Source organism: Alistipes sp., assembly GCF_020026455.1.
GTDB lineage: Bacteria > Bacteroidota > Bacteroidia > Bacteroidales > Rikenellaceae > Alistipes.
This window is the reverse complement of the sequence record NZ_JAHHQJ010000011.1, coordinates 22,401-35,006: the sequence shown is the minus strand read 5'-3', so window position 1 is coordinate 35,006 and position 12,606 is coordinate 22,401. Positions and strand designations below refer to the sequence as shown.

At 57.4% G+C, this 12,606-nt stretch carries 11 protein-coding genes; 8 read left to right on the top strand and 3 right to left on the bottom strand.

Annotated elements, in window-relative coordinates:
- Position 1 precedes the first annotated feature (1 nt).
- A complete protein-coding gene (locus tag QZ460_RS07405; RefSeq protein WP_290540941.1) occupies positions 2-304 on the top strand; it encodes a TRL-like family protein in 303 nt (100 codons plus the stop codon).
- Positions 288-818 carry a hypothetical protein gene (locus tag QZ460_RS07400; protein WP_290540940.1) on the top strand — a complete coding sequence of 177 codons (531 nt, stop codon included), beginning with the start codon at positions 288-290 and terminating at the stop codon, positions 816-818. Before QZ460_RS07405 ends, QZ460_RS07400 begins: the two co-directional genes overlap by 17 nt.
- 390 nt (positions 819-1,208) lie before the next feature.
- Here the strand turns inward: QZ460_RS07400 and QZ460_RS07395 are convergent, their stop codons facing one another.
- Positions 1,209-1,670, bottom strand: coding sequence for a porin family protein (locus tag QZ460_RS07395; protein ID WP_290540939.1), 462 nt, complete (start codon positions 1,668-1,670; stop codon positions 1,209-1,211).
- A 379-nt stretch (positions 1,671-2,049) separates the two neighbouring features.
- Here QZ460_RS07395 and QZ460_RS07390 point away from each other — a divergent pair, with 379 nt between their 5' ends.
- The 6 genes from QZ460_RS07390 to QZ460_RS07365 all read left to right on the top strand — a co-directional run bounded on the left by QZ460_RS07390 (position 2,050) and on the right by QZ460_RS07365 (position 8,389).
- Positions 2,050-2,865, top strand: coding sequence for an AraC family transcriptional regulator (locus tag QZ460_RS07390; RefSeq protein WP_290540938.1), 816 nt, complete (start codon positions 2,050-2,052; stop codon positions 2,863-2,865).
- Between the two features lie 99 nt (positions 2,866-2,964).
- Positions 2,965-4,116: an iron-containing alcohol dehydrogenase gene (locus QZ460_RS07385; protein ID WP_290540937.1), complete on the top strand. Its 1,152-nt coding sequence runs from the start codon at positions 2,965-2,967 to the stop codon at positions 4,114-4,116.
- A 174-nt stretch (positions 4,117-4,290) separates the two neighbouring features.
- The gene (locus QZ460_RS07380) at positions 4,291-4,689 is read left to right on the top strand and encodes a YbaK/EbsC family protein (RefSeq protein WP_290540936.1); all 399 of its coding nucleotides are present in this window, start codon (positions 4,291-4,293) and stop codon (positions 4,687-4,689) included.
- Positions 4,690-4,706: 17 nt separating this feature from the next.
- Positions 4,707-5,219 (top strand): nitroreductase family protein, encoded by a 513-nt coding sequence (locus tag QZ460_RS07375; protein ID WP_290540935.1) that lies wholly within the window; start codon positions 4,707-4,709, stop codon positions 5,217-5,219.
- Between the two features lie 48 nt (positions 5,220-5,267).
- The gene (locus QZ460_RS07370) at positions 5,268-7,517 is read left to right on the top strand and encodes an excinuclease ABC subunit UvrA (protein WP_290540934.1); all 2,250 of its coding nucleotides are present in this window, start codon (positions 5,268-5,270) and stop codon (positions 7,515-7,517) included.
- Between the two features lie 173 nt (positions 7,518-7,690).
- A complete protein-coding gene (locus QZ460_RS07365; RefSeq protein WP_290540933.1) occupies positions 7,691-8,389 on the top strand; it encodes a heterodisulfide reductase-related iron-sulfur binding cluster in 699 nt (232 codons plus the stop codon).
- A 176-nt stretch (positions 8,390-8,565) separates the two neighbouring features.
- Here the strand turns inward: QZ460_RS07365 and ppdK are convergent, their stop codons facing one another.
- Together ppdK and QZ460_RS07355 are read right to left on the bottom strand one after the other, a co-directional pair.
- A complete protein-coding gene (ppdK, locus tag QZ460_RS07360) occupies positions 8,566-11,292 on the bottom strand; it encodes a pyruvate, phosphate dikinase (RefSeq protein WP_290540932.1) in 2,727 nt (908 codons plus the stop codon).
- 166 nt (positions 11,293-11,458) lie between these two features.
- Positions 11,459-12,367: a hypothetical protein gene (locus QZ460_RS07355; protein WP_290540931.1), complete on the bottom strand. Its 909-nt coding sequence runs from the start codon at positions 12,365-12,367 to the stop codon at positions 11,459-11,461.
- Between the last annotated feature and the right edge of the window lie 239 nt (positions 12,368-12,606).

Below are 12,606 nucleotides of genomic sequence, written 5' to 3'. Positions count from 1 at the left end.
TATGAAAAAACTTTTCGCTTTTGCATTCGCCGCGATGATGCTGGGCGGATGCGTCAAATCGCCCCTCGTTGGAGGCATCTATACCGATGTGAAGGACGGGCTGGCCGTGACGGGCAACGCCGGGTCGAGCAAGGTCGGCACGGCCGAGGCCAAGGGCTATGTCGGAGTCGTCGCCCTGGGCGATGCAAGTATCCAGGCTGCGGCCCGCGAAGCCGGTATCACGCGCATCCACCACGTAGACTACCAGGCCAAGTCCTATGTCGGCGTCTATACGATCTACACGATCATTGTCTACGGCGACTAAGCGTCTCCTGCTGGCAGCTGTTCTCTGCATCGCCGGAGCCCCGATGCTCCCGGCGCAGAACATCCGCAACCATTACGTGTCGAAGGCCGAGACCGACGGGGTGATCTACCACACCTTTCCCGTGACGCTTTTCGAGAATCGCGAGATGGGCGACCTGACGTTCGACATCACCTACAAGGAGCATCGCGGCGGGCGTGCCACGATCAATTTCACGTGCCGTATGGCGCAGGCCGTTCCGGCCGATTCGGTTCGTTTCGCTGCGGATGTGACGGTACTGTCGGGCCCGGTGTCGAAACTTTACCTCGAGCCGGAGAAGAAACAGTGGAAGCACCGGTATACGTTCGATGCCGACGGGTCGAAGCTCTGCGGCTTCTTCGATGAGCGGGCTTTGCCCGAGGTGACGCTCTACGTCGGAGGAAAGCCTTGGGTGTATCGCGTCAAGCGTGCCGCATGGCGCAGTTATGCTCCGATCGGGTATCGGATATTCGATATGATCCGTGTGAACGAACGGTAGGTTCGCTCCTCCTGCGGGCTACTTCTGTTCGATTTTGTTTGGTTTTGTTCGGTCCGAACGGGGCGTAGGGTAGCTATGTCCTGGCCGGGCCGAACTGCTTTTTAGCGAAATCAGCTCCGGGCCGAGGGGCGAATCGGACCCGGGTGAATGGCGCTCCCTGCCGCATGGCACTGTCCCGGGCGGGGCGGAGGCGGGCTGCCTGCTCCGGAAACCCGACATCAAAAAACGACCGGGCCCGAAATGAATCGACCCCGGGTGCATGGTGCTCCCTGCCGCACGGCACTGTCCCGGGCGGGACGGAGGCAGGCCGCCTGCTCCGGAAATCCGACATCAAAAAACGACCGGGCCCGAAGTGAATCGGACCCGGTCGCTGTTTTCAAGCCTCTGTGGTTAGAACTTGTATGCTGCGCCGATGCTGATGACTACGGGGTTCTTGCGCCAGTCATCGAACATGGGTTGCCACTTCAGTCCGGCCGAAAGGTCCCAGTTGCGGGCAACCTCGAAGTCGAAACCGCCGCCGATGTTCATACCTGCGGCCCAGTCGCCGATCTCGTTGGCCGTAAAGCCCACTGCCGGATACACGCTCCAGCCTTCGCTCAGGTGGAAGACATACTGCGCGTCGACGCTCAGGTCGATCGAGCATCCGCTGTGCAGCAGGGCCGTCAGCGAGGGTTCGATACGCCAGTTGTCCGTGAAGCTGTAACGTCCGAATACGCCCAGACCCACCACGGCATCACCCGTATTGGTGTAGATGTTCATGCGCGGGCCGATTGCCCAGTTACCTCTGTCCTGCGCCGATGCTGCCGTCACTGCGAAGAGTGCAACGAGCGCCGTTAAAAGAATTTTTTTCATGTTTCGTTTTTTTATAGGGAATAGATCTTATTCCAATCTGTTTGCCAAAACAAATATATGAAAATTCCCGGATGTGGCCAAATATATTCAATGAGCCCGACTTTTTTTAAAATAAAAAAGAGATTTCCGACAATTGCGTGGCTCTTTCGTGCAACAACGGGTCCTAAAGTTTGGAGGACGCTTTAAATTGTTGTAATTTTACGCTCGTCGGGGCCGATATTCCCCTGTTTCCTGTCGCCGGCCGCTTCCCCGACCGAAACCTATGCGGAACCTGATGTGCGGCACGTTATTTTACACGACCAGCTTTTGGAGATTTATGACGGTTAATGAACAACATTTGGATACATTTACACAAGGGACTCCCTGTGTTAATTTTTACATGAAAGAGTCGGATTTTCCCCCGAATCACCACGGATTGTATCGGCGTGATTTTTTCCTGCTGATGCTGCTGGACCGGGGGACCATCGACCAGAGGATCGATTTCGAACAGCACGAGATGGAGCCGCAGTCCGTTTCGCTGATCTTCCCGCACCAGTTGCACGACCTGAAGGTCTCCTCCGATGCGAAGGCGTATTGCATCATGTTCGATGAGACGGTCTTCTGTTCCGAAATCCTGCACAACGATCTGAAGGACTATAATATCGATTTGCAGAAACGCGTCAATTATGTCGCTCTGGAAGGCAAGAAGGAGGTCTTCCGCGACATGATGGGCATTTGGCGCTCGATCTGTGAGCTGTACAAGGATCTCGATCCGGTCAACATGATGCAGATAAAGCTCTACATCAAGATTCTGATTATGAAAATCATCCACGAATCACCCGGAATGGCTTTGGTCTCCAAGGATAACGAAGACACCTCTTTATATATAGGTTTTCGGGAAAAGGTCGACCGCGACTACAAGACGAACAGAACCGTGAACTGGTATGCAAACGATTTGCGAGTGTCCGTCAAACGGTTGACCGAGGTCTGCCGGTATTTTTGCGGCCTGACCCCTCTGGGCGTAATCCACGAAAAGCTGAATCTGGAGCTGAAGAAGGCCTTGGCGGTCGGACATATGAGCATCAAGGAAATATCGGTCGATTTCGGCTTCTCGTCCCATGCTGCGCTCAACAAATACATCGAGCAGAAATTCGGCATGACGCCGGTTCAATTGAAAAATAAATTGCGAAACAGGACCCCTGATACGGATGTATAAATAATGGTGGATTTTGGATAACGAATATCCGCCTGAAAGCCCGTACTTTTGCATCGTGGTTAAGGAATAAACCTTTTGACTTTTAAATTTACAAACATTATGGCAAAATTGTATGGCTCAGGAGCCTTGTTTCATGGCAACGGTTCTTTGGAAGAACTGAAAACGATCGACGGCAAGAAAGCGGTTATCGTAACGGGTAAGGGTTCGACCACCCGCAATGGCAGTCTTCAGCGCGCTCAGGCAATGCTGGCAGAGATGGGGATTGAGTGCAAAGTGTTCGATGGTGTTGAGGCGGATCCCTCTCTGGAGACGGTGAAAAAGGGTGCAGCCTTCATGACGGAATTCGGTCCTGACTGGATCATCGGTCTGGGAGGAACTTCGTCGATCGATGCGGCAAAGGCCATGTGGGTTCTCTACGAACATCCGGACCTGTCGTTCGAGCAGATGATCACTCCTTTCGGTATTCCGGATCTGAGGAAGAAGGCGCGTTTCGCAGCCATTCCTTCGACCAGCGGTACCGGTACCGAGACCACCTCGCTGGCGGTTATCACCGACCGTGAGAAGGGTGTCAAATATCCTCTGGCTTCCCACGAGCTGCAGCCGGACCTGGCTATCGTGGACGGCGACCTCTGCAAGTCGATGCCGGCGGACATCACGGCTAACACCGGTATGGATGCCCTGACGCACGCCATCGAGGCCTACACCTCGAACGTGGACGACAACTACGCCGACGCATTTGCGAAGGGTAGCATTCAGCTGATTTTCAGCAACCTGAAGAAGGCTATTGAGAATCCTGAAGACGGTCAGGTTCGTCAGAACATGCACGATGCCTCGGCTTTGGCCGGTTATGCGTTCACCAACGCCTGGCTGGGTATCGTACACTCGATGGCTCATCAGATGGGCGGTGTATTCGGTATTCCCCACGGTCGCGCCAATGCGCTGGCTCTCCCCAACGTGATGCGTTACAACTCCAAGGTAACCAATCGCTTCGAGGATCTCGCCAAGCTGATCGGTCTGAATACGACCTGCGAGTTCATTGCAGCTGTCGAGAACCTGAAGAAGGAGATCAACGTTCCGGCGTCCATCCGTGAATACGGTATCGAGAAGGAGGCTTGGATGAAGGAGGTTCACCGCATGGCCGAGAATGCATTCAAAGATGTATGTACGTCGTTCAATCCCCGCACCACTTCCGTCGAGGATATTGAAAAACTGTACGTGGCCCTGTATGAAGGCGAGAAGATCGACTTCTAACAAGCGGACGTTACCGGACTTGAAACCGGGAATTATGATGGTGGTCGGATTGGAATGACAATCCGATCACCACGTAATTCTTTATCAGTATATGAGAAAATGATGAGAGAAACAGCTGCCTTGGTGGAATTGAACCGCCTTGGGATCGATTATAAAGTTCATGAATACCCTGCCGTGAATGGGCCGGTTGCAGCGATCGACGTGGCCAATTACATGGGCTTCTCCGTCGAGCGTCTGGTAAAGACGCTGGTAACCACGGACCACCATGGAGGCTACTACGTATTTTGCCTTCCGGCGGCACATCGAATCGACATGAAGAAGGCTGCCCGGGTTGTGGGCGTCAAGAATCTGGCGATGCTCCGGCCCGAACTCTTCGAAGAGTTGACCGGCTACGTGCATGGCGGATGCTCGCCTTTCGGCCTGAAGACCAAGCTGCCCATCTATGTCGATGAGGCCGCTTTGATTTCGGAGACCATCTATCTCTCCGGGGGCCGGATCGGACTGACCGTCGAGATTGATCCCCACGCGGTGATCGATTTGCTGGAGGCAAAAAGTGGAAGTTTTACATCTTGATATTGAAAATGAGGCATATGAAATTCGAACAGTTAGCCAAAGAGCGCTACTCCTGCCGGCAATTTTCCGACCGACCGGTTGAGGACGACTTGATCGAGCAGATCATAGCTGCGGGCAATGCGGCCCCGACTGCCATCAACAAACAGCCCTTCAAGATTTTCTGGATGAAGACCGAGAAGGCGAAGAGCGATATAGCCCGTGCAACCCGATTCACATTCGGGGCGGGTACGTTCCTTGTCGTGGGATACAAGCCGAGCGAGGGATGGGTGCGCTCTTTTGACAAGCATGATTTTGCGGAGACCGATGCCGCCATCGTAGCCACTCACATCATGTTGCAGATCGCCGATCTGGGGTTGGCGACGACGTGGGTGGGCTATTTTGATGCGCCCCTGCTTCAATCGATTTACCCGTCGATGGCGGACTGCGAGCTGATCGCAATGTTCCCCATCGGCTATCCGGCCGATAACGGAGGACCCTCTCCGCGCCATTTCATCCGCAAAGAGCGGGACGAGATCCTTGAGGTCCTCTGACCCCGTTTTCCTTGTTATCCATTTCAGACCTTTTAGACAGCAGGCCCTATGAAAAGAAATCAGATTCGCGTAATTGACGCCACGCAAAACAACCTGAAACGGGTGTCCGTAGACATCCCCAAGCATCAGATTACGGTTGTCACGGGGGTTTCGGGTTCGGGCAAGAGCTCCCTGGTCCTCGATACGATCGCAGCGCAGTCGCGTCGAGAGTTGAACGATACGTTTCCGAGTTTCGCGCAGCGTTACCTGCCGAAATACGGCAGACCCACAGTCGGGCGGATCGAGAATCTCCCGCCTGCCATCGTAATCGACCAGCAAAAACCGTCGGGACAGACGCGCTCCACGGTCGCGACCTATACCGATATTTACAGCCTGCTGCGCCTGCTGTTTTCGCGTGTGGGCGAACCGTTCGTCGGCTTTTCGGACTCCTTTTCCTTCAACCATCCGCAGGGGCGCTGCACCCGCTGCGACGGGCTCGGCGAGATCACCGAGATCGACGTGCACAAGCTGGTCGACTTCGACAAGTGTCTGAACGATCCGGGTGTCATCAACTATGTGGCCTATGAGCCGGGACAGTGGCGCTGGCTGTATTACGGCACCTGCGGACTGTATGACCCCAACAAGAAAATCCGGGATTTCACGCCCGAAGAGCTCCATCTCTTCCTCTATCAGGAGCCGATGACCTTGAAGAACCCTCCGGCGGATTACTACAAGAACGGCAAATACGAGGGACTGATGTATCGCATGAACCGCATGTTGAAGCGCGATGACGCCAAGGTGCATTGGAAAAAACTCGAGCCGATCGTGATCCAGGGGGTGTGCCCGGAGTGCCAGGGGAAACGGCTGAACCCGAAAATCCTCTCCTGCAAAATTTTGGGTAAGAACATCGCCGACATAACCCGGATGTCTCTTTCCGAGGTGTTGTCCTGGCTGGAGGCCATCGACAATCCGATTGCCGTCGACATGAAGGCGGCGCTCGGGAGTCGCATCAGGGCCCTGATCCATATCGGGCTTGACTACCTGACGTTGGACCGTCCGATGGGAACCCTTTCCGGCGGCGAGGCGCAGCGATGCAAGATCGCGAAATACAACAATTCGTCCCTTTCCGACATGTTGTACGTGCTGGATGAACCCAGTGTGGGCCTCCACAGCCATGACATCCACCGGCTGAGCAATGCCATCCTGGAGTTGCGCGACCGCGGGAATACGGTCCTTATGGTGGAACACCACAAGGAAATGATGGAGATCGCCGACCATATCATTGACATGGGACCCGGTGCGGGAGCCTTGGGCGGAGAGATCCTCTTCGAGGGTTCGTACCGGCAATTGATCGACGGCGACACCCTTACAGGGCGGTTGCTGCGCGAACACAAGGGCGTGAAATCCGCGCCCCGCAAGGCTACGCAGTGGATGGAACTGAAGAATCTTTCGCTCCACAACCTCAAGAATATCGATGTTTCGTTGCCCGGAGGTCTGTTTACGGTGATCGCCGGAGTCGCCGGATCGGGCAAGAGCTCCCTCATGCAGGCTTTTCATGATCAGGTCGGCGAGCATGTTACGTTGATCAGCCAGAAGAGCATCGGGGCAAACCTGCGCTCCACGCCTGCAACCTATCTGGGTGTGGCGGATGACATCCGCAAGATGTTCGCCCGATTGAGCGGACGGGGTGTGGGTCTGTTCTCCTTTAATGGCGAAGGGGCCTGCCCGGTCTGCCACGGGAAGGGGGTTATCGTGTCGGAAATGGCTTTCATGGACTCCATCGAGACCGTTTGCGAATCTTGCGGCGGACTCCGCTATTCGGGGGAGGCGCTGCAATACAGGCTGGACGGTCTGAACATTGCGGAGACCATGGACCTGACGGTCCGTCAGGCGATGGCGCGTTTCAAGGGCACGGTGATCGAGCAGAAGTTGAAACCTCTTTCGGATGTAGGCCTGTTCTACCTCCATCTGAACCAGGCGCTGTCCACCTTGTCGGGAGGTGAGCTCCAGCGGATGAAACTGGCGTCCCATTTGGGGCGTGCAGGGCAGATTCTGGTCCTGGATGAACCGACCGACGGACTCCATTTGCAGGACGTGCAGCATATCATTGCCCTTTTCGACGAACTCGTCGACCAGGGTAACTCCCTGTTTCTGATCGAGCACAATCTGGAGGTCCTCAAGGCCGCGGATTATGTGATCGAAGTCGGACCCGGCGGAGGGGACGAGGGCGGACGGATCATCTTTGAAGGGACTCCTGCGGAGATGCTGGCAAGCAAGGATTCCGTGACGGCTCCCTACCTGAAATACAGCAGCAAATAGAGGAGGGGGGCCTTGAAATCCGCAGCCGTGCGAAGCCTCCGGCAATTTGCCCCGGCGCGCAAATCGGCATCGGACGCTTTGTCCGGCGACACCCCTGACCGGTCGGTCGGCCGACAGCATCAGCCGGCCGACCGTTTGGTATTACGCAAGAATTTTGTTATAATGCGAGCATGATGAATCCTGTAAAAGACCTGTTTGTTCCGGGCTGTGCGCTTCTTGCCTACAAGCCCCAACTGGCCGACAAGCTGAAACGCTATGTGGAAACCCGCCAGGGAGCCATGGAAACATGGATGCCTTGTTGCCTCACCCGGCCCGATTTGCCGGAAAAGACCCGCATCTTCACCCCTTGTGCCACCTGCGCACAGCAGTATGCGGCCAAATATGCCGGAGTCGAAGTCGTCTTCGTCCTCGGGCTCATCGCCGAATCGGATGATTTTCCGTTCCCCGACTATCAGGGAGCGCCCATGAGCATCCAGGATACCTGTGCGGCCCGCACCCAGCCGGAGTATCTGGCCGTGGTCCGCAAACTGCTGGAGCGCATGAACATCACGCTGGTCGAGCCGGCCAGGAGCGGGGTGCACGGCAAATGTTGCGGCCAGAAACTTTACGGCCATCTGCCGATCGAAAAGGTTGAAACGCTGATGAAGGCGCGGGCCGACGAGATGCCTTGCGAAGAGGTGGTGGTGTATTGTGCCTCCTGCATCATGAGCCTGAGCGTGGGCGGAAAGCGCCCGCGCTATCTGCTGGACCTGCTTTTCGGCGAACCTACCGACCTCTGGCAGTCGGGAGCCGAGAGCTGGAATCAGCGATTGAAGGAGTTCCGCAGGACGCATTCCCGGCAGGGGGAGACCGCCTCCGAATCCGTGAAGTAACCTCCGCACGCACCCTCCGCACGCACCCTCCGGCGCACCCTCTGCACGCACCCCGACACACCCTCTGCGCACACCCCGACACACCCTCCGCACACACCCTCCGATGCAAAACAGGCTGTAACCACCGAAAAACCGGTAATTACAGCCTGTTTGCGTTGTGGATCAATCAGGTGTGCCTATTCCTTGATTGCCGCGTGTGCAGCCGCCAGACGTGCGATGGGCACGCGGAAGGGCGAGCAGCTCACGTAGTTTAGACCTGCATAGTGGCAGAACTCCACCGACGAGGGTTCGCCGCCGTGTTCGCCGCAGATGCCGCATTTGAGGTTTTCGCGGGTTCCGCGGCCCTTGAATACGGCTTCGCGGATCAACTGGCCCACGCCGTTGCGGTCGAGGATCTGGAACGGGTCGTTTTTCAGGATTCCCTTCTCCAGATATACGGGCAGGAACTTGCTGATGTCGTCGCGCGAGAAGCCGAGGGTCATCTGCGTCAGGTCGTTGGTTCCGAACGAGAAGAACTCGGCGACTTCGGCGATCTGGTTGGCCGTCACGGCTGCGCGCGGCACCTCGATCATCGTGCCGACCATGTAGTCGATCTTGTCGTTCCGCTCCGAGAATACCTGCTCGGCCGTCGTGTCGATGATGTTCTTCTGGTAGCGCAGCTCCTTGTGGTTGCCCACCAGCGGCACCATGATCTCCACGTGAACGGGAATGCCCGTAGCCTTGACATTCATTGCTGCCTCGATGATGGCGCGGGTCTGCATCTCGGTGATTTCGGGATAGGTGTTGCCCAGACGGCAGCCGCGGTGTCCCAGCATGGGGTTGAATTCGGCCAGCAGCTCGACCTTGGAGACGATCTTCTGGAGGGGTACGCCCATTTCGGCGGCCATCTCCTTCTGGCCTTTCTCGTCGTGGGGAACGAACTCGTGCAGGGGGGGATCCAGAAGGCGCACCGTCACGGGATAGCCGTTCATGGCCTTGAACAGCCCCTCGAAGTCGCCGCGCTGAATGGGCAGTAGCTTGGCCAGCGCCACGCGGCGTCCGGCTTCGTTGTCGGCGAGGATCATCTCGCGGATCGCCTTGATGCGGTCGCCCTCGAAGAACATGTGCTCCGTGCGGCAGAGTCCGATTCCCTCGGCGCCGAAGGCGAATGCCTGTGCGGCGTCTTTCGGGGTGTCGGCGTTGGCACGGACCTTCAGTTCGGCGTACTTCCCGGTCAGATCCATCAGCTGTCCGAAATCGCCGCTCAGGTCGGCGGCCTTGGTGGCTACCTGTCCGAGGTATACTTCGCCCGTCGAGCCGTTGAGCGAGATCCAGTCGCCCTCCTTCACGGAGAATCCGTTCACCTGGATCGTGCGGGCTTTATAGTCGATCTGCAATTCGCCTGCGCCCGATACGCAGCATTTGCCCATGCCGCGGGCCACGACGGCCGCGTGCGAGGTCATGCCGCCGCGAGCGGTCAGGATACCTGCGGCGTCGAGCATTCCCTTGAGGTCCTCGGGCGAGGTCTCGATGCGCACCAGAATGGCGCGCTGGCCGGTTTTCTCCAGCGTTTTCTCGGCATCCTCGGCAAAGAACACCACGGGACCCGTGGCGGCTCCCGGCGATGCGGGCAGGCCCTTGGTGATGACCTGTGCGTTGGCAATGGCCTTCTTGTCGAAAACGGGATGGAGCAGCTCGTCGAGTTTCGCGGGCTCGCAGCGCAGCACGGCGGTCTTCTCGTCGATCAGCCCTTCGCGCAGCATGTCCATGGCGATTTTGACCATCGCGGCGCCCGTGCGCTTTCCGTTGCGGCACTGGAGCATCCAGAGTTTGCCGTCCTGAATCGTGAATTCGATGTCCTGCATGTCCTTGAAGTACTGCTCCAGATGGTGCTGTATTTCGTTCAGCTCCTTGTAGACCTCGGGCATCACCTCTTCGAGCGAGGGGAATTTCGCCTTGCGCTCCTCCTCCGAGACGTTCTGGGCCACGGCCCAGCGCTTCGAACCCTCGATGGTTATCTGCTGCGGGGTGCGGATGCCGGCAACGACGTCCTCGCCCTGGGCGTTGATCAGATATTCGCCGTTGAAGAGGTTCTCACCCGTTGCGGCGTCGCGCGAGAAGGCCACTCCCGTTGCGGAGTTCTCGCCCATGTTGCCGAATACCATGGCCTGTACCGATACGGCCGTTCCCCACTCGGCGGGGATGTTGTTGAGTTTGCGGTAGAGGATGGCGCGTTCGTTCATCCACGAGCCGAACACGGCGCAGATAGCTCCCCACAACTGGTCCCAGGGGCAGGTCGGGAAATCCTCGCCGGTCTGCTTCTTCACGGCGGCCTTGAAGTTCCTGACTAGTTCCTTGAGGTCGTCGGTCGTCAGGTCGGTGTCGTTCTTGACGCCCTTCTTGGCCTTCTGCTCCTCGATAATCTCCTCGAATGGATCGTGATCCTCCTTCGAAACGGGTTTCATGCCCAGCACCACGTCGCCGTACATCTGTACGAAACGGCGGTACGAATCCCATGCGAACCGCGGGTTTCCCGTGCGCTTGGCCACAGCCTCCACGGCCTGGTCGTTCATGCCCAGGTTGAGGATGGTGTCCATCATTCCGGGCATCGAGGCGCGTGCTCCCGAGCGTACGGATACGAGCAGGGGCATCTCCTTGTCGCCGAATTTCATGCCGGTGAGTTTCTCGATGTTTTTCATCGCCTTTTCGACCTCGGGGCGAAGTTTCTCGATGACGGCCTCTTTGCCGTGCTTGTAGTATTCCGCACACACTTCCGTGGTGATGGTGAATCCCGGGGGTACAGGGATGCCGATCAGGTTCATCTCCGCAAGGTTCGCGCCCTTGCCGCCGAGCAGTTCACGCATTTTGCCGTTTCCTTCGGCCTCTTTGTTGCCGAAGGTGTAGACCCGTTTTACGTCTGCCATAACTTTTTAGGTTTGAATTATTGTATAAATATAAAAAATTTTTCTTTTACCTCTTCTTTGAAACCGAAAAAAATGCGGTAAGGTGGGTTCGTTACCGCATTTCTAAAATGAATCTCTATCGAAGAGAGGCGAAAATACGAAAACTTTTCGAGATTTCCAAAAACTTTTACCGGATGTAGACGAATACCGGCAGCGAATAGGCGTAGCCGCCGCGATAAACCCCGCGGGAGTAGGTCGTGAGTGGGCTACCGCTCTTTTGATCAATCAGATAGCGGCGTGCGAAGACATCGCCTTCCGAGGTCTTCAGGGCCGTGTCCGCAAGGATCCGGTCGCGCATCTGCCACCGTCCGCCGCGGCGTACCGTGCCCCGCCCGGCCTGTTCGGCGCGGCGGGTTGCATCGCGCAGTCCCCAGCGCCCGGGGTCGGGGAGATCCGCGCGTCCCAGTACAATCAGTTTCACGCGGGGACGCTCCGCACGCAGATCTTTCACAACCCATCGGGCCATGCGCGCATCGCCGCACAGCACCAGCCCCACGGTGTCGCCTCCGAGTTCGCCCTCGACGTAGAGGTAGCGGCGTCCCGGCTCGTCACGGACAGGGTAGAAGAGGTCTCCGTAGTAGAGCAGTGCAAAATCCATTCCGTCGAGCGAATTGAGCGTGCGGTGGAGGTAGGAGTACCCGCCCCGGCAGGCGGTGGCGATGTCGCGGACGACCTGCTCGTTTTCGACGCCCCACAGGGCGACCAGAGGCAGGCCCATCGAGTCGATCACGGCTGCCGTATTGCGGATTTTGCGTTCGTAGCGCTCCGTTGTCCAATGCCGGCGGCCTTCGGGCGTGTAGTCCGTGTCGTTGTAGAAAAGCGCCGGAACGGTGTCGTAAATCCGGTCCACGTCGTAGAAGGCGATGCCTGCGGGGTGTTTCCCGAGGGCAGCGCAGCAGGCGGCACAGAGCAGGGCGGCCGTTATGAGAAGGCGGATCTTCACGACGGACATTCGGAACGGTTTTTCGGATCGGAAATCGTGGGTCGCGCCGCCGCGGATGGGGACGGCGCCGTTGTGACGCGACCAAAGACGCATTTGAAGCCGCTTTTAGGACTTTCGGACATGTTTGTTGAGCCTCTCGATGGATCGATGTCCGCCATGTGGCTCCTGTGCGTAAAACAGGCCGTTCCCGGGTGACTGTCGTGACCCGGCTGGCCGGACATGCCGGCTGAGCCTCTCGATGGTTCGATACCCGCCATGTGGCTCCTGCGCGTAAAACAGGCCGTGCCCGGGTGACTGTCGTGACCCGGCTGGCCGGCCGTGCCGGCGGCGAT

Bases quoted from the DNA above. Each gene is read 5' to 3' on its own strand.
- ppdK (WP_290540932.1), bottom strand. From the start codon at position 11,292: ATGGCAGACGTAAAACGGGTCTACACCTTCGGCAACAAAGAGGCCGAA.
- QZ460_RS07375 (WP_290540935.1), top strand. From the start codon at position 4,707: ATGAAATTCGAACAGTTAGCCAAAGAGCGCTACTCCTGCCGGCAATTT.
- QZ460_RS07390 (WP_290540938.1), top strand. From the start codon at position 2,050: ATGAAAGAGTCGGATTTTCCCCCGAATCACCACGGATTGTATCGGCGT.
- QZ460_RS07370 (WP_290540934.1), top strand. From the start codon at position 5,268: ATGAAAAGAAATCAGATTCGCGTAATTGACGCCACGCAAAACAACCTG.
- QZ460_RS07365 (WP_290540933.1), top strand. From the start codon at position 7,691: ATGAATCCTGTAAAAGACCTGTTTGTTCCGGGCTGTGCGCTTCTTGCC.
- QZ460_RS07405 (WP_290540941.1), top strand. From the start codon at position 2: ATGAAAAAACTTTTCGCTTTTGCATTCGCCGCGATGATGCTGGGCGGA.
- QZ460_RS07395 (WP_290540939.1), bottom strand. From the start codon at position 1,670: ATGAAAAAAATTCTTTTAACGGCGCTCGTTGCACTCTTCGCAGTGACG.
- QZ460_RS07385 (WP_290540937.1), top strand. From the start codon at position 2,965: ATGGCAAAATTGTATGGCTCAGGAGCCTTGTTTCATGGCAACGGTTCT.
- QZ460_RS07355 (WP_290540931.1), bottom strand. From the start codon at position 12,367: ATGCGTCTTTGGTCGCGTCACAACGGCGCCGTCCCCATCCGCGGCGGC.